This window comes from Bradyrhizobium sp. HKCCYLRH1030, from assembly GCF_051168395.1.
GTDB lineage: Bacteria > Pseudomonadota > Alphaproteobacteria > Rhizobiales > Xanthobacteraceae > Bradyrhizobium.
This window is the reverse complement of sequence record NZ_JBNPUY010000004.1, coordinates 183,723-200,518: the sequence shown is the minus strand read 5'-3', so window position 1 is coordinate 200,518 and position 16,796 is coordinate 183,723. Positions and strand designations below refer to the sequence as shown.

General features: G+C 66.1%; 15 protein-coding genes. 6 read left to right on the top strand and 9 right to left on the bottom strand.

From position 1 onward, the window contains the following. Nucleotides 1–165: 165 nt before the first annotated feature. Complete coding sequence (locus tag ACQR1E_RS14020; RefSeq protein WP_257169446.1) at nt 166–447, top strand: hypothetical protein; 282 nt, start codon at nt 166–168, stop codon at nt 445–447. Between the two features lie 87 nt (nt 448–534). Here ACQR1E_RS14020 and ACQR1E_RS14015 read toward each other — a convergent pair whose 3' ends face one another. The 3 genes from ACQR1E_RS14015 to ettA form a co-directional block, all read right to left on the bottom strand. Further along, nucleotides 535–1,722, bottom strand: a complete 1,188-nt coding sequence (locus ACQR1E_RS14015) for a lytic murein transglycosylase (protein WP_315717841.1) — start codon at nt 1,720–1,722, stop codon at nt 535–537. Nucleotides 1,723–1,853: 131 nt separating this feature from the next. Further along, nucleotides 1,854–2,432 carry a TIGR00645 family protein gene (locus ACQR1E_RS14010; protein ID WP_315717843.1) on the bottom strand — a complete coding sequence of 193 codons (579 nt, stop codon included), beginning with the start codon at nt 2,430–2,432 and terminating at the stop codon, nt 1,854–1,856. A gap of 142 nt (nt 2,433–2,574) precedes the next feature. Further along, nucleotides 2,575–4,224 carry an energy-dependent translational throttle protein EttA gene (ettA, locus tag ACQR1E_RS14005; protein ID WP_315717864.1) on the bottom strand — a complete coding sequence of 550 codons (1,650 nt, stop codon included), beginning with the start codon at nt 4,222–4,224 and terminating at the stop codon, nt 2,575–2,577. A 304-nt stretch (nt 4,225–4,528) separates the two neighbouring features. On the opposite strand from ettA, the gene ACQR1E_RS14000 reads away from it, so the two are divergent. After that, the gene (locus ACQR1E_RS14000; RefSeq protein WP_315717844.1) at nt 4,529–4,747 is read left to right on the top strand and encodes a hypothetical protein; all 219 of its coding nucleotides are present in this window, start codon (nt 4,529–4,531) and stop codon (nt 4,745–4,747) included. 122 nt (nt 4,748–4,869) lie between these two features. Next, the gene (locus tag ACQR1E_RS13995; RefSeq protein ID WP_315750242.1) at nt 4,870–5,832 is read left to right on the top strand and encodes a D-2-hydroxyacid dehydrogenase family protein; all 963 of its coding nucleotides are present in this window, start codon (nt 4,870–4,872) and stop codon (nt 5,830–5,832) included. An 81-nt stretch (nt 5,833–5,913) separates the two neighbouring features. Here the strand turns inward: ACQR1E_RS13995 and ACQR1E_RS13990 are convergent, their stop codons facing one another. Continuing rightward, nucleotides 5,914–7,152 carry a L,D-transpeptidase gene (locus tag ACQR1E_RS13990; RefSeq protein WP_315717846.1) on the bottom strand — a complete coding sequence of 413 codons (1,239 nt, stop codon included), beginning with the start codon at nt 7,150–7,152 and terminating at the stop codon, nt 5,914–5,916. A 430-nt stretch (nt 7,153–7,582) separates the two neighbouring features. Between ACQR1E_RS13990 and ACQR1E_RS13985 the strand changes: the two genes are divergently transcribed. Next, complete coding sequence (locus ACQR1E_RS13985; protein WP_315717847.1) at nt 7,583–8,533, top strand: hypothetical protein; 951 nt, start codon at nt 7,583–7,585, stop codon at nt 8,531–8,533. Between the two features lie 14 nt (nt 8,534–8,547). Here the strand turns inward: ACQR1E_RS13985 and sseA are convergent, their stop codons facing one another. The 3 genes from sseA to ACQR1E_RS13970 form a co-directional block, all read right to left on the bottom strand. Next, nucleotides 8,548–9,405: a 3-mercaptopyruvate sulfurtransferase gene (gene sseA / locus ACQR1E_RS13980; protein ID WP_315750239.1), complete on the bottom strand. Its 858-nt coding sequence runs from the start codon at nt 9,403–9,405 to the stop codon at nt 8,548–8,550. A gap of 113 nt (nt 9,406–9,518) precedes the next feature. Continuing rightward, nucleotides 9,519–9,932, bottom strand: coding sequence for a rhodanese-like domain-containing protein (locus ACQR1E_RS13975; protein ID WP_315717849.1), 414 nt, complete (start codon nt 9,930–9,932; stop codon nt 9,519–9,521). Between the two features lie 101 nt (nt 9,933–10,033). Next, nucleotides 10,034–11,209: a vWA domain-containing protein gene (locus ACQR1E_RS13970; protein WP_315827124.1), complete on the bottom strand. Its 1,176-nt coding sequence runs from the start codon at nt 11,207–11,209 to the stop codon at nt 10,034–10,036. 115 nt (nt 11,210–11,324) lie between these two features. Between ACQR1E_RS13970 and ACQR1E_RS13965 the strand changes: the two genes are divergently transcribed. Beyond that, nucleotides 11,325–11,570: a GlsB/YeaQ/YmgE family stress response membrane protein gene (locus ACQR1E_RS13965; protein WP_315717851.1), complete on the top strand. Its 246-nt coding sequence runs from the start codon at nt 11,325–11,327 to the stop codon at nt 11,568–11,570. A 97-nt stretch (nt 11,571–11,667) separates the two neighbouring features. After that, nucleotides 11,668–12,510 (top strand): AAA family ATPase, encoded by an 843-nt coding sequence (locus ACQR1E_RS13960; RefSeq protein ID WP_315717852.1) that lies wholly within the window; start codon nt 11,668–11,670, stop codon nt 12,508–12,510. Nucleotides 12,511–12,537: 27 nt separating this feature from the next. On the opposite strand, the gene ACQR1E_RS13955 is transcribed toward ACQR1E_RS13960, so the two are convergent. Next, the gene (locus ACQR1E_RS13955; protein ID WP_315717853.1) at nt 12,538–12,921 is read right to left on the bottom strand and encodes a response regulator; all 384 of its coding nucleotides are present in this window, start codon (nt 12,919–12,921) and stop codon (nt 12,538–12,540) included. Next, entirely contained in the window at nt 12,914–16,606 is a 3,693-nt protein-coding gene (locus ACQR1E_RS13950; RefSeq protein ID WP_434897183.1) for a PAS domain-containing protein, read from the bottom strand. Before ACQR1E_RS13950 ends, ACQR1E_RS13955 begins: the two co-directional genes overlap by 8 nt. Nucleotides 16,607–16,796: the final 190 nt, after the last annotated feature.

The following is a 16,796-nucleotide window of genomic DNA, read 5'->3' as shown; positions in this document are numbered from 1 at the left end:
GCGGCCGGCACGGCCAGAAAAAACCGTTTTTCCGTCGCATCAGGTCGAACAGAGTTTACGAAGGGTTGACGGATTGTCGTGTTTTCTCACGATGCTGACGGCCCAGATCGTGCGTGAATCACCAACCCGGCGCCTGCGAGGGCGCCTTCCAGGAGATCTCGGAACATGAAGAAGATCCTGACCGCAGTGCTTGCGGTTGCGACCATCGCCGGTTCGCTGAGCGTGACGGCACCGGCCGCCAAGGCTGGCGACGTGGGTGCCGGCGTGGCAGCCGGCCTGATCGGCGGCGCCCTGCTCGGCGGCGCGATCGCGTCCAGCCGTCCGGCCTATGGCGGTCCGGTCTACGTCGAAGCCCCTCCGCCGGGCCCGCCGCCGTGCGTGTGGCGCCGTGAGCGCTATTGGGACGGCTATGGCTGGGTGTCCCGCCCGGTTCGCGTCTGCTACTGATCCTGACGATACATCTCGATGCGAAAAGCCCGGCCTTGCGGCCGGGCTTTTTACTGCCGGCTCCGGCCTTCGCACCGAATCGGCCGCTCAGCGCGCGGCGTTGATCGCCTGCAGCACCGATTCGCTCGGCCAGCAGTCGACCTTCAGGCCCGCCTTCTTCTGAAATGCGCCGAGCGCGGCGCGGGTCTGCATGCCGGCCTTGCCGTCGAGCTTGTCGCCGTAGAGACCGAGCCGCGTCAGGCCCTTCTGCATCGCCTCGACGTCCTTGCTCCGAAGCTGCTTTGACGCCGACCATGGTGTCGCGAACGGAGCCGGGCTCGTCATACGGTCCGCGAGGTGACCGACGAACAGCACATAGAGATCGGAAAAATTGTATTCCTTGATGACGAAGTAGTTCGCCGTCGTCAGGAACGCCGGACCATAGATGCCCTCAGGCTGCAGCAGCGACGCGGGCTGCTGCTGCTCGGCTGCGCTGAGCCGCTGGCCGCGTACCGGGACAAAGCCGGCGCGCAGCCATTCGCCGATCGGCTTCTTCACCTCCGGCACGCCGATCGCGCAGTCGACAGTCGCTGGCGGCTTGACCTCGTAGGCCCAGCGCAGGCCGCGCTGCCACCCCTTGTTGGCAAGCTGCAGCGCCGCCGAGCCCAGCGCGTCCGGCACCGAATGCCAGAGATCGACCTTGCCGTCGCCATCGAGATCGACACCGTGCTTGTAGTACTCCGACGGCAGGAACTGGGTGAGCCCGACCGCCCCGCCCCATGACGCCCTGAGATCGCGGCGCGACACCACGCCGTCGCTCAGCATCTTCAGCGCCATGATGAACTCGGTGCGGTACTGGTCCTTGCGGCGGCCGACATAGGCCTGCGTCGCCAGCACGCGCAGCGCATCGTAGGGCAGCGCATAGCGGCCGAAATCGGTCTCCCGGCCCCAGATCGCAAGCACGACCGGCCCCGGCACGCCGAAGCGGCGCTCGATCTCGGCGAGTGCCGGACGATATTGCTGGATCAGCTTCTCGCCGTGCGCGGCCAGCCGCGCGATCGACGCTTCCTTGATGTAGTCGGCTGGCACCTGCACGAACTCGGCCTGCGCCGGCGCCCCCGTCGCGGGCCGGCCGGGCAGCAGCAGATCGGGAAGCTTGTAGTCAGGCTCCAACCCGCGCGTCTCCGCCTCGAACGTCGCACGGGAGACGCCCTGCTCCTTGGCTTCGGGCCAGAGCGAGTTGATGAACTGCGTGAAGGCGGCGTCAGCCGCGCTCGCTTGGCCATCGCCGAACATGCAGAGCGCCAGACCGACGAGAACGAGCCTGCGCAAACGGAGTAGCAGCTGCCGAACCATGCCTCAGGGCTACCATAGCCCGCGGCACTTGTGAACGTCAGCAGGCCACCGACGGAACCCGAGGCTGCCGCTCAATGCCCCGCCTGCTTCGTCTCTTCGATCGCGGCATTCGACAATTTGTCGACCACGGCGATGCCGATCGCGGAGAGGATGAAGACCGTGTGGATGATCGTCTGCCACATCACGCCGGTCTCGGTGTAGTTCGACTTGCCCGACGAAAGCGCGCCGGCCTCGATGAAGGTGCGCAGCAGGTGGATCGACGAGATGCCGATGATGGCCATCGCCAGCTTGATCTTCAGCACGCTGGCATTGACGTGGCTGAGCCATTCCGGCTCGTCGGGATGGCCCTGCAGATTGAGCCGCGACACGAACGTTTCGTAGCCGCCGACGATCACCATCACGAGCAGGTTCGAGATCATGACCACGTCGATCAGTCCGAGCACGGCGAGCATGATCTGCTGCTCGGAGAAATCGAACGCGTGCGCGAACAGGTGCCAGAGCTCCTTCAGGAACAGCACGACATAGACGCCCTGCGCGATGATCAGCCCGACATAGAGCGGCAGCTGCAGCCAGCGCGAGCCGAAGATCAGCATGGGAATGGGGCGCAGCGCTCCGCCCTTGGAGGACAGGGTCGCGTCGGAGGAAGACATGTGAAGAATCTCGCGGCTGGGAGGGATTGCGGATCATGTATCTACGCAATCGCAGCACGCGGAAAAGCGACAACTGGCCGCAGCCGGGGCGCGACGCTTTGTCTCGGAACAGAGACCGCGTCGCGCCTCGCGAGATCAGGGATCAGCGCGTCAGCTTCTTGTACTTGACCCGGTGCGGAATCACGCTGTCCTGGCCGAGCCGGCGCATCTTGTCCTTCTCGTAGTCCTGGAAGTTTCCTTCGAACCATTCGACATGGCTGTCGCCCTCGAAGGCCAGCATGTGGGTCGCGATGCGGTCGAGGAACCAGCGATCGTGGCTGATGATGACGGCGCAGCCGGCGAAATCCTCCAGCGCCTCTTCGAGCGCACGCAGGGTGTCGACGTCGAGGTCGTTGGTCGGCTCGTCGAGCAGCAGCACGTTGGCGCCCGACTTCAGCATCTTGGCGAGATGAACGCGATTACGCTCGCCGCCGGACAGCGCCCCGACCTTCTTCTGCTGGTCGGCGCCCTTGAAGTTGAACGCCGAGCAATAGCCGCGCGAGTTCACTTCCTTCTTGCCGAGCAGGATCAGCTCGTTGCCGCCGGAGATCTCCTCCCACACGGTCTTGTTGCCATCGAGCGCGTCGCGCGACTGGTCGACATAGCCGAGATGCACGGTCTCTCCGATGGTGATGGTGCCAGCGTCCGGCTTCTCCTGCCCGGTGATCATGCGGAACAGTGTGGTCTTGCCGGCGCCGTTCGGACCGATCACGCCGACGATGCCGCCCGGCGGCAACTTGAAGGTGAGATTGTCGATCAGCAGGCGGTCGCCGAAGCTCTTGGACAATCCGTCGAAATCGACGACGTTCTGGCCGAGCCGCTCGGCGACCGGAATGATGATCTGGGCGGTCTGGGTCTGCTTCTCGCTGGCCTTCTTGAGCAACTCCTCATAGCGCTGGTAGCGCGCCTTGGACTTGGCCTGGCGGGCCTTCGGCGAGGCCGCGATCCACTCCTGCTCGCGCGCCAAAGTGCGCTGATGCGCGGCATCCTCGCGGCCCTCCTGCTCCAGCCGCTTCTGCTTCTGCTGCAGCCAGGACGAATAATTGCCCTCGTAGGGGATGCCCTTGCCGCGATCGAGCTCCAGGATCCAGCTGGTGACGTTGTCGAGGAAGTAGCGATCGTGGGTCACGATCAGGATCGCGCCCGGATAATTGCGCAGGTGACCTTCGAGCCAGGACACCGATTCGGCGTCGAGATGGTTGGTCGGCTCGTCCAGCAGCAACAGCTCGGGCTGGTCGAGCAGCAGCTTGCACAACGCGACGCGGCGGCGCTCACCACCGGACAGCTTGGTGACGTCGGCATCGTCGGGCGGACAGCGCAGCGCATCCATCGCCTGGTCGACCTTGCTGTCGAGATCCCAAAGGCCCTGCGCCTCGATCTCGTCCTGCAGCTTGGTCATCTCGTCGGCGGTCTCTTCCGAGTAGTTCATCGCCAGCTCGTTGTAGCGATCGAGGATCGCCTTCTGCTTGCCGACGCCGAGCATGACGTTCTCGCGCACCGTGAGCTTCGGATCGAGCTGCGGCTCCTGCTCGAGATAGCCGACGCGGGCACCCTCGGCCACCCAGGCCTCGCCGGTATAGTCCTTGTCGATACCGGCCATGATCTTGAGCAGGGTCGACTTGCCCGAGCCGTTGACACCGAGCACGCCGATCTTGGCGTCCGGATAGAACGACAGGTGAATGTTATCGAGCACCTTGCGGGTCGGGTAGGTCTTGGACAGACCCTGCATGAAATAGACGAACTGGCGCGCCATCGCGTGTCCCTTGAAGCCTGCCGGAATTTTCGGAAAATGGTTGCCGCTGATGTAACCGCGCGGTCCCCAAAGGGCAACCGGCGAGCCGGTCTCGGCGGGAACAAATGCCGGGAGAATCACGGTCGTTCCTGCGCCGGCCCGGCCTGCCGCCCACGGACGAATACGGGTCCATCACCTTGTGTGTGGCGGATCACGACAATTGCAACCATCTTTTAATTAATTCGGCGGGACACTCGGTCTCGGCCCGCAAGACCCCGCGCGCCCAAGCGGCAAAAGCCGCGACCGACAACAGCGAGAGCCCGTCATGGCAGCCTTCACCTCAGCCTCCCTGCCCGCTCCGGCGGCACACCGCAAAGACCGATCCGGGATCGCGGACGACATCCGCGGCTTCTGGCGCGAATTCGTCGCGCGCGCCTTCAACCCGTACCGGCCAGAATTGCACTATATGCGCGGCCCCGGCCCCGCCTGGCGCGCCAAGTACGGCCATGACGCCGCGTTCAGGCTGAAGACCCGCCTCGACTGACGTCTCCTGGTTCCACGTGAGCGTGACGATGCCTTGCGCAACCAGCGCGTTGCGCGCAAGCATGGCTCCATTCCTGACGGCCTTCACCATTGCCGCCGTCCCCCGATGAATGGACCCTGCCGATGACACGGCTGCGCTGTGCGATCCTCGACGACTATTACGATACGGCCCTCTCATTGGCCGACTGGCCCCGGCTGGCCGACAGAGTGGATGTGACGGCTTTCACACAGCCGTTCGGCAACGAGGAAGCGGCCGCCGGCGCGCTCACCGATGCCGACATCATCTGTGCGATGCGCGAGCGGACGCCATTGCCGCGCTCCCTGATCGAGCGGTTGCCGAAGCTGAAGCTCCTGATCACCTCCGGCATGCGCAACGCCGCCATCGACCTGGAGGCCGCCAAGGCGCGCGGCATCATGGTCTGCGGCACGCAATATGGCCGTGACCCCACCGCAGCGCTCACCATGGGCCTGATCCTGGAGCTGACCCGCAGGATCGGCCAGGAGAATGCTCTCATGCATGCCGGGCAGCCCTGGCAGACGCTGGGCGGCGTGGAGATCGAGAGCAAGACGCTGGGCGTGATCGGGCTGGGCAAGCTCGGCACCAAGGTCGCCGGGCTCGGCAAGGCGTTCGGCATGAACGTGATCGCCTGGAGCCCCAACCTGACGCCCGAACGCTGCGAGGCGGCGGGAGTAGGCTACGCGACCAAGGAGGAGCTGTTCACCGCCGCCGACGTCATCACCGTCCACGTCGTGCTCAGCGACCGCTCACGCGGGCTGGTGGGCGCGGCCGACATCGCGCGCATGAAGGCCACCGCCTATCTCGTCAACACCTCGCGCGCGCCGATCGTCGACGAGGCCGCATTGCTGCAGGCACTGCGCGACAAGCGCATTGCCGGCGCCGGCCTCGACGTGTTCTCGGTGGAACCGCTGCCCGTCGCCCATCCGCTGCGCCAGCTCGGCAATGTCGTGCTCACGCCGCATCTCGGCTACGTCACCGAGGAGAGTTTTCGCGCCCATTACGGCCAGATGGTCGATTGTATCGCCACCTGGCTCGCAGGAGCCGAGCCGCCGCGCCGGCTGGCTTGAAGCAGGCGAGCGCGGCCCTCACAGCAAAACACCCTCCGCGAGGAGGGTGTTTTCAACGTAATCAGCGCGCCCACGCCCGCCTCAGCGGATCGTCACCGGCGGCGGCAGCGGCTGCATGTTGGCGGGCTGGCCAGCCGCCGGCACAGTCGCCTGGGCCTGGACGGGCGCCGGAGCCGGAGAGGCCGCGGCAGCAGCCATGTTCTTGCCGGAACCCGGAGGCGCACCGCCCGGCATCACGACCACGCGGGTGCCGACCTTGACCCGGTCGAACAGGTCGGCGACGTCGTCGTTCAGCATGCCGATGCAGCCGGAGGACACGAACTTGCCGATCGTCGACGGCTGGTTGGTGCCGTGGATGCGGTACACGGTCGAGCCGAGATACATCGCGCGGGCACCGAGCGGATTGCCCGGACCGCCGGCCATGAAGCGCGGCAGATAGGGCTGCCGCTCGATCATCTCGCTCGGCGGATACCAGTCCGGCCACTCGGTCTTCTTGGTGATCTTCTGCACGCCGGTCCAGGTGAAGCCTTCGCGGCCGACGCGGACGCCGTAGCGCATCGCCCGGCCGTTGCCGAGCACCAGATAGAGGTAGGTGTTGGGCGTATCGACGACGATCGTTCCCGGCGGCTCCTTGGTGACGAAGTCGACCTCCTGGCGGCGCAGGTTCGCCGGCAGCGGCGCTGGCGCCGCATCGGGTTGTTCCTCAGGCGGCAGAGCTGCTACCGTCATCGGACGATCTCCGGCGGACGGGGCCTGCGCCGCGCCCGCGACGGCGGGAGCGCCGCCGACGGCGCCGGGCGGCCGCGGCGCGCCTGCGTCGCCACCGGGCGCGCTGTTGCCATAGGCGCCACCATAGGCCTGTTGGCTGGAGGCGGGACGATCACCGTAGATCACCGGGGGCGGACCAGCCGGGCGGCCATACCGCGGATCATCCGGGGACATCACCGGGCCGGTCGGAGCGGCTCCATAGACCGTCGCACCGGCCGGACGTCCATATCGAGGATCGTCGGGAGAAAGGATGGGACCGGTCGGAGCGGCAGCACCATAAACCGGCGCATTGGCTGGACGACCGTAGCGCGGATCGTCCGGCGAGATCACCGGGCCGGGCGGCGGCAACGCCGCGGAATTGCCGGGCGCATCCTCATCGTCGAGCGCGTCAAAATCCTGCCCCTGCCCGCGCGCGTCGGCCGGGTAAGGCGTCGGCGCCGGTGAATACGCTCCAGGCGCGGTCTGATAGACCTGCTGTGCCTCGGCAAACGAAGTTGCCGTCACGCCCGCTGCCGCGACCGCGCAAACCGTCAGGATTTGTCTGATCATCATCGCCCTTGCAGTATCCCCAAGCCGCCGATTGGGACCTTTGCTGTGCCAGATGGCCGAAGATAGCGGCGCATTCAAGACAATTCCGGCCAGAGCGGCCCGACTTCGGCAATTTGTGATCATGTCTCCGTCGTTGCACGGAAGTCTCACGCCGCCGAAAAAGTGCGGCGAAGCCCCCGCAGGCCCTATCGATGCCGTGATTTGCCGAGCGGGCGGGAACACTTCCGGTATTCTGACCTGAGCCTGATTCGCGATGCACGGCAGAAGCCGGCCTCGTCGCGAACGCGGCTATTCCCTGTGATCACCGCGTTCCCTACTGGCTCGAATGTCTCGGCAGTCCCCGCTGCCGTGGCGAGAGTTACCGTCAATGCTTCCCGGCTTTCGTTTTCTGGTCGCCGCGATCGTCTGTTCCATCTCTCTCACCATCTTCGGCATGGGCGCCGCGGCCCTGTTGCGCGCCGCCCACGAGCAGTTCGCCAGCAACGCGTCCTGGCGCACGACTCAGGCGTCGGGCTTCACGACGTTCCTACCGCCGGCCGAGCCCACGCCGGTGCTCGCAGTGCTGCGGGTGGATTCGATTCCGACACCGCCGGTGACGCCGCCGCCGGTCGTGGCCGATGCTGCCCCGGCAACGTCCGAACAGCCGAGCGCGCCGTCGACGGCGACGCCGCTCACAGAAGCGCCCGAAGTGACACCCGTTGCGGTGGCCACCGACGTGCCGACGCCCTCGCTGCCCGCGGAAACGGTCGACACGTCCCGCACCTCCGCCATTGTCGCGACCGCGTCCGCGACGAACGACCGGATCGAGAGCACCAAGCCGGAGCGCCCCATTCCGGACACGACCGCTTCGATCGTCGCTCCGGTCGAAAAAGCGTCCGACAGGCCGAGCATGGACAGCTCGCCCGAGACTGCAGCGCCGGCCCCGCCGCGGGCGTCGAGCGAAACGGCGGCCGCCGTGGTCGCACCACCGCCGCCAGTTCCTCAGGTCATCGCCAGCGCCGATCCGATGATGACGACCGCAGCCGCCGCTTCAACCGCGCTCGCGCCCGTTCCGGCGGTGCTCGATCCGATCGCGGCCAAGCTCGCCGCGCTGGCCGAACAGCCGGCTCATCAGGAGCGGCCTGCCGCCAGCGAGCATCGTGCCTCGGTGAAGGTCGCGAGCGTTCAGTTGCGCCGGAGCATCCTCAAGAAGCGCCAGGCCCGGGAGAAGCAGATCGCTGCGCGCCGCGCCAAGCAGCGGCGCATCGCCCAGCGGCTCCGGTCGGCTCGGCAAGCCGCGGCCGCCCAGCAGCAACAGACTGCCTTCCCCGATCCATTCGGACAGCAGCCGTTTGGTCAACCGCAGGCGGTCGGCCAGCAGGCTGCCGGGCCGCGCACGCGATAGGCGGAGCCAGCCGATCAGGCCAGCCCCGTCGCAACCGGCGGACCGTTCTCGATGCCCCACTCCGACCATGAGCCGTCGTAGAGCGCGGTGTCGCGGATGCCGAGACGATAGAGCGCCAGCGTCAGCACGGCCGCCGACACCCCGGAGCCGCAGGAGGTGACGATCGGCTTGGCGAGATCGACGCCGGCGGCGCCGAATGCCTCGCGCAACCGGTCGAGCGGCTTCATCACGCCGGTCGCCGCGTCAAACAGCTCCGCATAAGGCAGATTTCGGCTGCCGGGGATATGGCCGGATCGGAGGCCGGGCCGCGGCTCGGCGACCTCGCCCGCGAAGCGCGGCGCCTGCCGTGCATCGATCACCTGCTCGGCGTTGCCGGCGAGATTGGCAACCATCTGCTCGATCCGGCGCACGCGCGCGGCATCGAACTTCGCGCTGAACGTGCCGAGCGCCGGCGTGACCTGTCCGCTCTCGACCGGGCGCCCCTCCGCCATCCACTTCTTCAGCCCGCCGTCGAGCACGCGCACATCCGTGTGGCCGAATGACAGGAACATCCACCAGGCGCGCGGCGCGGCGACCCAGCCGCCGGAATCATAGACCACGACCGTATCGCCATTGCTGACGCCGAGCCGGCCCGCGTCGCGGCCGAACTGCTCGGCGCTCGGATACATGTGCGGCAGCGGATTGGAATGGTCGGAGACCTCGTCGACGTCGAAGAACACGGCGCCGGGGATGTGCGCCTTCAGATAATCGTCCTTCGGCAGCGGCAGCACACCCGGCATCTTGAAGGTCGCGTCGAGCACCTTCACCTTGGGATCGCCCAGATGCGCAGCGAGCCAGTCGGTGGAGACGAGAGGGTCGTCGTGGATGGTCATGCGCAAGAGCTCCGGACTTCACATTCAGTCGTCATCGCCGGACTTGAGATCCGGCGATCCACCTTGTCGAAGCGATGGACACGCGGGTCAAGTCCGCGCGGGATGGGCAGCGATCAATCCTTCTTCTTCGGCGCCCAGGCCTCGACCGGCCCGCCGGCGTCGCGCCACGCCGCGAAGCCGCCGCCGATATGGGCGACCGGCGTCAGACCCATGTCCTGTGCGGTCTTGGCCGCGAGCGCCGAGCGCAGGCCGCCGGCGCAATGAAAGATGAACGTCTTGTCCTGCTGAAAGATCGGCTTGGCATAGGGGCTCTGCGGGTCGATCCAGAACTCCAGCATGCCGCGGGTGCACGAGAACGCGCCGGGAATCCTGCCCTCGCGCTCGATCTCTCGGGGATCCCTGATATCGACGATCACGACATCGTCGCGCTTCGCCGCCGCGATCGCCTCAGCCGCCGAGAGCGTCTCGATCTCGGCGTTGGCTTCATCGAGCAGCGCCTTGATGCCGCGCGTGATGGTCTGGGGCATGCCTTCTTCCTTCGTCGTGTCCAGCCGTCGCGCGGCGCCGTTTCGACCTCGTCATTCGGGGTGGTCGGTCAGGACCGAACCGCCCGGAATGACGGGACTGCCTACCGGACCAGCTCCTTCATCGCCGCTTCCAATCCCTCAATCGTGATCGGATACATGCGCTCGGAGAAGATGCGGCGAATGATGGTGGTGGACTCAGAATAGTCCCAGTGCTTCTGCGCCACCGGATTGAGCCACACCGCGTGTGGATAGGTGCGGATGACGCGGTCGAGCCACACCGACCCCGGCTCTTCGTTGACGTGCTCGACCGAACCGCCGGGCACCATGATCTCATAAGGCGACATCGAGGCGTCGCCGACGAATACGACCTTGTAGTCGTGCGGGTACTTGTGCAGCACGTCCCAGGTCGGCGTGCGGTCGGTGAAACGCCGCTTGTTCTGCTTCCACACGCCCTCGTAGAGGCAGTTGTGGAAGTAGAAATATTCCATGTGCTTGAATTCGCTCTTGGCGGCCGAGAACAGCTCCTCGACCTGCGCGACGTGGGAATCCATCGAGCCGCCGATGTCGAAGAACACCAGCACCTTCACCGCATTGCGCCGCTCGGGACGCATGTGCACGTCGAGATAGCCGTGGTTGGCGGTTTCGCGGATCGTGGTGTCCAGATCGAGCTCGTCGGGCGCACCGGTGCGGGCGAACTTGCGCAGCCGGCGCAGCGCCACCTTGATGTTGCGGATGCCGAGCTCGACATTGCCGTCGAGATCCTTGAACTCGCGCCGGTCCCACACCTTCACGGCGCGGTTGTTGCGGTTCTTCTCCTGGCCGATGCGGACGCCTTCGGGGTTGTAGCCATAGGCGCCGAACGGCGAGGTGCCGGCGGTGCCGATCCACTTGTTGCCGCCCTGATGGCGGCCCTTCTGCTCCTCCAGGCGCTTCTTCAAGGTCTCCATGAGCTTGTCCCAGCCCATGGCCTCGATCTCTTTCTTCTCCTCCTCGGTGAGGTATTTCTCGGCCAGCTTCCTCAGCCACTCCTCGGGAATCTCGGCCTTCTCCATCGCGTCGAGCAGGTTCTCCAGCCCCTTGAACACGGTGCCGAATACGCGATCGAACTTGTCGAGATTGCGCTCGTCCTTCACCAGCGCGGTGCGCGAGAGATAGTAGAAGTTCTCGACCGAATGCTCGGCGAGGTCGGCGTCGACCGCCTCCATCAGCGTGAGATATTCACGCAAGGAGACCGGGACCTGCGCATCGCGCAGTGCTGTGAAGAATTGCAGGAACATGCCCATTAGATCGCGCGGCTGGGAGGGCGCGTCAAGGGCCGCTCCACGCCCCACGCTGGACCCGCCGGCATTTTGCTCTACAATCCCTGGAACAACAGGTGGAATGGGGGCTTTCATGGGTATTATTGCAGCACTGATCATCGGCGCCGTCGCGGGCTGGCTGGCGGGGCTGATCGTGCGCGGCGCAGGTTTCGGCCTGATCGGCAACATGGTCATCGGCATCATCGGCGCGCTGGTCGCAAGCTACGTGCTGCCGGCGCTGCACATTGCGCTCGCCAGCGGCACGCTGGGGGCGATCCTGGACGCCACGATCGGCGCCGTCATCGTGCTCGTGATCCTCTCATTGATCAGGCGCGCTTGATTATTTCTGCTTCCGATGGCAGCCATCATCTTAAGGCCGCAGCGGCGTTGCCGCTGTGTAGCCACTCAACACAAGTTCGAACGATGAGCGAGACGCAATGAAATTTACCGGCACCCAGGACTACGTCGCCACCGACGACCTCAAAGTGGCCGTCAATGCGGCGATCGTGCTCGAGCGCCCGCTGCTGGTGAAGGGCGAGCCGGGGACGGGCAAGACCGTGCTGGCCGAGGAAGTCGCCAAGGCCGTCAACGCGCCGCTGCTCACCTGGCACATCAAGTCGACCACCAAGGCGCAGCAGGGCCTTTACGAATACGACGCCGTCTCGCGGCTACGCGACAGCCAGCTCGGCGACTCCAGGGTGTCCGACATCAAGAACTACATCAAGCGCGGCAAGCTGTGGGAGGCCTTCACGGCCGAGCAGCGACCGGTGCTCTTGATCGACGAGATCGACAAGGCCGACATCGAGTTTCCGAACGACCTGCTGCTCGAGCTCGACCGGATGGAATTCCACGTCTACGAGACCAACGAGACCATCAAGGCGAAGCTGCGCCCGATCGTCATCATCACGTCCAACAACGAGAAGGAGTTGCCGGATGCGTTCCTGCGCCGCTGCTTCTTCCACTACATCAAGTTCCCCGATCCGGATACGATGGGCCGCATCGTCGACGTGCACTTCCCGAACATCAAGAAGCGACTGGTCGAGGAGGCCCTGCGCATCTTCTTCGAGGTCCGCGACGTGCCCGGCCTGAAGAAGAAGCCGTCGACCTCCGAGCTGCTCGACTGGCTCAAGCTGCTGCTCAACGAGGACATCGGTCCTGAGCAGCTGCGCGAGCGCGACCCGCGGAAGCTGATCCCGCCGCTGCACGGTGCGCTGCTCAAGAACGAGCAGGACGTCCACCTGTTCGAGCGGCTCGCCTTCCTCAGCCGGCGCGAGGTGTGAGGCGCCCAGCTCCATCCGACCGGCGCGTCATTGCGGCGCCGTCTTCTTGATCAGGCGTCCGAGCGCGCGCATGATCCCATCGACGGCAATCGGCTTCTCGCAGCGGAGGATCTTCGAGAAGCGGTCCGGAATGACCGATTCGTCATAGCCGGTGGTGAAGACGAAGGGCACGCCGCGTTCGACCAGCAGATCGGCAACCGGAAACGCCATGTCGCCGCGCAGATTCACGTCGAGAACGGCGCCTTCGATCCGCCCCTCGCGTTTGATCAAGGCGAGCGCGTCGGGGACGGTTCCGACCGGGCCCAGGATCGTGCCGCCGGCGTCGCCGAAGGCGCAGCGCAGCTCGTCGGCAAGCATGTACTCGTCCTCGACGATGAGGATATGACGGTCGCGAAGCGAGCGTTCAGGCATGATCCTCGAGCTCCAGTGTGGTGAGCGAAACGGGAATCGATATCGTGCAACGGACACCGTCGGATTCGAAGGCGTACGAGGTCCTCGCGCTGAGCTGATAGGGCAAGGCCTGTTCGATCAGCTCGCGCCCCTGCCCCGTGCCGCTGGGCATCGTGTCTGGCGGCGGCATGTCGACGCCGCTTTCGCGCCACTCGATATGCAGCCAGGGCTGTCCCTCCGCGCCTTCGCGCTCGAGCGACCAGACCACGCAGAGCCGGCCCGACGGCTGCGCCAGCGCGCCATACTTGACCGCGTTGGTGGCGAGCTCGTGCAGCGCCATGGCAAGGGTCTGAACGGTCGACGACCGCAGCCTTACGCCGGACGGCCCCGACAGCCCGATGCGCTCCGAACCGCCGGCGACAGCCCACAGCTCGCTACGGATCAGATCGTCGAACGTGACGCGATCATGCTCCTTGAGGCGGGACAGCAGGCCCTGGGCGCGTGACAGCGTATCCAGCCGATCACGGAAGCGAGCTCGAAAATCGCCGAGATCGGTGCTGGCGCGCGCCGTCTTGTCGGCCATCGAGCGGACCACGCCCAGCAGGTTGCGGGTGCGATGCTGCAGTTCGGCCACCAGCACCTTCTGCCGCTCCTCCCATTCACGCCGCTCGGTCACGTCGACCATGGCGCCGGTCATGCGGATCGGTCGTCCCGCGTCGTCATAGAAGAAGCGCCCACGGCCGTAGAGGTAGCGAATTGCGCCCCCCGGATGCACCACGCGAAACTCGCTGACATACTCTTGGTGCGCCTCCATCGCGCGGTGAAGCGCGGCTTCGGCTGCGGGACGATCGTCGGGATGGATGCGCGCCGCCCAGGCCTCATAGCTCGGAGTCAGTTCGCCAACGCCATAGCCTTCCATGCGGAAGTGCTCGTCCGACCAGTAGACCTCGCCGGTCGCGACGTTCCAGTCCCACAGGCCGAGCCGACCGACCTCGACCGCGCTACGCAGGCGCTCCTCGCTCTTGCGCAACTCCCGTTCGGCCTTGTTCTGCTCGGAGATGTCGCGCGCCGTCCCGAACCACTCGATGATCTCGCCGTCACGCCCGAGAATGGGGATGGCGCGCGAATGGATCCAACCGAGGCTGCCATCGATCCGGATGATACGGTGCTCCAGCTCAAACATGCCCTTCGTCGCGACCGCCCTGCTGATCGCCGCAGTCACCTGCGCCTGATCGTCCGGATGAATGTATTTCGCGAGCCAGCCTTGGCTCGGGTTCATTGTATCGGCGATGAAGTCCTTGCCCTGCAACTGGCGCATCTCCCGCCAGTCGGGGCTCATGCGATAGATGACGTCGGAACTCGCGGTTACGAAAGCGCGATAGCGCTCCTCGCTGGCGCGCAGCCGCTCCGTCGCTTCGGCACGCAGACGGGCCATCTTGAGATGCGCCTCGACGCGCGCCAACAGTTCACGCGCACTGAACGGCTTGATGAGATAGTCATCCGCACCGGCCTCCATGCCTTCGACGCGGCTCTCTTCTCCGGCCCGGGCCGACACCAGGATCACCGGGATAGTGCCGACCCGTTCATCGGCGCGCAGCCGCGCAAGCAACTGCATGCCGTCGATGCGCGGCATCATCACATCAGACAGAACGAGGTCGGGCTTGTCGCGGGCGATGGCCGCGAGCGCGGCTTCACCATCGGCGACGGTCTCGACATCGTAGCGCGAGGCGAGCAGGCGGCGGACATAGTCGCGCATATCGGCATTGTCGTCGGCCAGCAGGATACGGGGGCGCGGCCCGGCCCTGTCAGCTGACGGGGTGGTGATGTCGATGTCCGGAACGGCGTGCGCGTCGAGCGTCGGCGGATCCGGCAGCCAGCGCAACGCCTCCTCGATGAAGGGCCGCGCACCGCGAAGGATCGGTTCCTGCGCTGGCGCCGCGTCGACCTGGTCGAACGGCAGATGACTTCGTCCCCTGGGAATCCTGACCGCGAACGTGCTGCCCTGCCCGGCTTCGCTGGTCGCTGCGACGGATCCGCCGTGCAGCTTGGCGAGCTCATGCACCAGCGCGAGCCCGATGCCCGAGCCTTCATGGGTGCGGCCGAACGCGCCGGCGACGCGATGGAAACGCTCGAACAGCCGCGGCAGCTCGTGCTGCGGGATGCCGGTCCCGGTGTCCTTCACGCTCAGTTCGAAATGACGATCGCAGGTGACGAGCCGGACCTCGATGTCGCCCGCAAAGGTGAATTTGAACGCGTTGGACAGCAGGTTGAGGACGATCTTCTCCCACATTTCGGGATCGACATAGGCCGGCTCCGGCAGCGGCGGGCAATCCACCATCAGCCTGAGGCCGGCGGCCTCGATCGCCGAGCGGAAGGTGCTGGCGATCTCCGCGGTCAGGCTCGCGAGGTCGACCGGCGCGTAGACTGCCTGCATCCTGCCGGCCTCGATCCGCGAGAAATCCAGCAGCGTGTTGACCAGCTTGAGCATCCGCAAGGCATTGCGCTCGGCGATCTCCAACCGGTCGCGATCCGCAGGCGGCAAGGCCTGCGACCGCAGCAGGACATCTTCGAGCGGACCGAGCATCAGCGTCAGCGGCGTACGGAATTCGTGGCTGACATTGGTGAAGAACGCGGTCTTGGCCCGATCGATCTCGGCGAGCGCCTCTGCGCGGCGCCGCTCCTGTTCATAGGCCAGCGTCTCCGCAAAGGAGCTACCGAGCTGAGCGGCCATCAGATCGAAGAAGCCCTGGTGCTCGGCATCGAGGGCGCGGCGCGGATTGACGCCACAGATCAGGATCGCCGTCGCCTGCTCCCGGCCCGTCGCAACCGGCAGCACCAGCGCCAGCTGTGGCGGCTCGGGCCATGCGCCGGTCGGCACGCCGGCAAATTTCGCACGATCCAGCACGACGCGAATCGGCGCCACCGCGCGCGCCGCCGCCCGGATCGGCCACAGCCCGTCACTGTCGAGGGCAATCTGCGCCGGCGCGATGGCGCTGTCCGGGTGCCCCCCCGCGGCGCTCAACAACCGTGCCGATCGCTGATCCTCGCTGAGTTGGTAGATCAGCGCAAACGGGACATCATGCGGATTCTCGGCGAGGACGTCGGTGGCTTCGCGACAAGCATGCGCCAGACTGTCGGCACGGCCGCGCGCGGCGAGATCGCGCAAGGTCCGCATACGGCGCTCGCCCACGACCCGGGCCGTCGTCTCGATGACGGGGGTGAAGACGCCGCCGACGCCGCCGGTCTCATCGCGAATCGGCGAATAGGAGAACGAAAAATAGGTCTCCTCCAGGTAGCCGTGGCGGTCGATGAACAGCGGCATGTCGCGTGAGCGGGTCGCTTCGCCAAGCCCGACGACGTGCCGCAGCATCGGGCCGATGACCTCCCAGATCTCGGACCATACCGCGCGCCCTGGCGCCCCCAGCGCCGCGGGATGCTTCTGCGAGCCGAGGATCAGGCGATACTCGTCATTGTAGAGCATGACGAGCTCCGGGCCCCACCAGATCAGGATCGGGAACGCGCAGTCCAGGCAGGTGCTGATCGAAGTGCGCAAGGACTGAGGCCAGCTCTCGGGCGGCCCCAACGGCGTCCGCGACCAATCATGGATGCGCATGAGCGCCCCCATCTCCCCGCCACCCTGCAGGAAGTCGGCTCCGCGCGCGAACGCCTTGAACGTCGCGTGACCGGCATCCGAATGCTCGTTCACTCCTGGCCCCTTTTTCGCCGCACAGTACCGTCAAATGCGCGCGGGCGCCAAGCACCGGCCCTCACGGTAAGAGGCGCGTCGACAGGGAACTGGGCAGCCCGCGATCGGGTTCCATCTGCGAACCATCCACAGCCCATCCCGCAATCTGGGACAGTCCATTGCAAACGCTCGACGTGCGCGCCCGCGCTTG

Coding starts and splice junctions, on each gene's coding strand:
- ACQR1E_RS13970 (WP_315827124.1), bottom strand. CDS start 11,209: ATGTTCCTGCAATTCTTCACAGCACTGCGCGATGCGCAGGTCCCGGTC.
- ACQR1E_RS13975 (WP_315717849.1), bottom strand. CDS start 9,932: ATGCCCCAGACCATCACGCGCGGCATCAAGGCGCTGCTCGATGAAGCC.
- ACQR1E_RS14020 (WP_257169446.1), top strand. CDS start 166: ATGAAGAAGATCCTGACCGCAGTGCTTGCGGTTGCGACCATCGCCGGT.
- ACQR1E_RS13990 (WP_315717846.1), bottom strand. CDS start 7,152: ATGATGATCAGACAAATCCTGACGGTTTGCGCGGTCGCGGCAGCGGGC.
- ACQR1E_RS14010 (WP_315717843.1), bottom strand. CDS start 2,432: ATGTCTTCCTCCGACGCGACCCTGTCCTCCAAGGGCGGAGCGCTGCGC.
- ettA (WP_315717864.1), bottom strand. CDS start 4,224: ATGGCGCGCCAGTTCGTCTATTTCATGCAGGGTCTGTCCAAGACCTAC.
- sseA (WP_315750239.1), bottom strand. CDS start 9,405: ATGACCATCCACGACGACCCTCTCGTCTCCACCGACTGGCTCGCTGCG.
- ACQR1E_RS13985 (WP_315717847.1), top strand. CDS start 7,583: ATGGGCGCCGCGGCCCTGTTGCGCGCCGCCCACGAGCAGTTCGCCAGC.
- ACQR1E_RS14000 (WP_315717844.1), top strand. CDS start 4,529: ATGGCAGCCTTCACCTCAGCCTCCCTGCCCGCTCCGGCGGCACACCGC.
- ACQR1E_RS14015 (WP_315717841.1), bottom strand. CDS start 1,722: ATGTTCGGCGATGGCCAAGCGAGCGCGGCTGACGCCGCCTTCACGCAG.
- ACQR1E_RS13960 (WP_315717852.1), top strand. CDS start 11,668: ATGAAATTTACCGGCACCCAGGACTACGTCGCCACCGACGACCTCAAA.
- ACQR1E_RS13995 (WP_315750242.1), top strand. CDS start 4,870: ATGACACGGCTGCGCTGTGCGATCCTCGACGACTATTACGATACGGCC.
- ACQR1E_RS13955 (WP_315717853.1), bottom strand. CDS start 12,921: ATGCCTGAACGCTCGCTTCGCGACCGTCATATCCTCATCGTCGAGGAC.
- ACQR1E_RS13965 (WP_315717851.1), top strand. CDS start 11,325: ATGGGTATTATTGCAGCACTGATCATCGGCGCCGTCGCGGGCTGGCTG.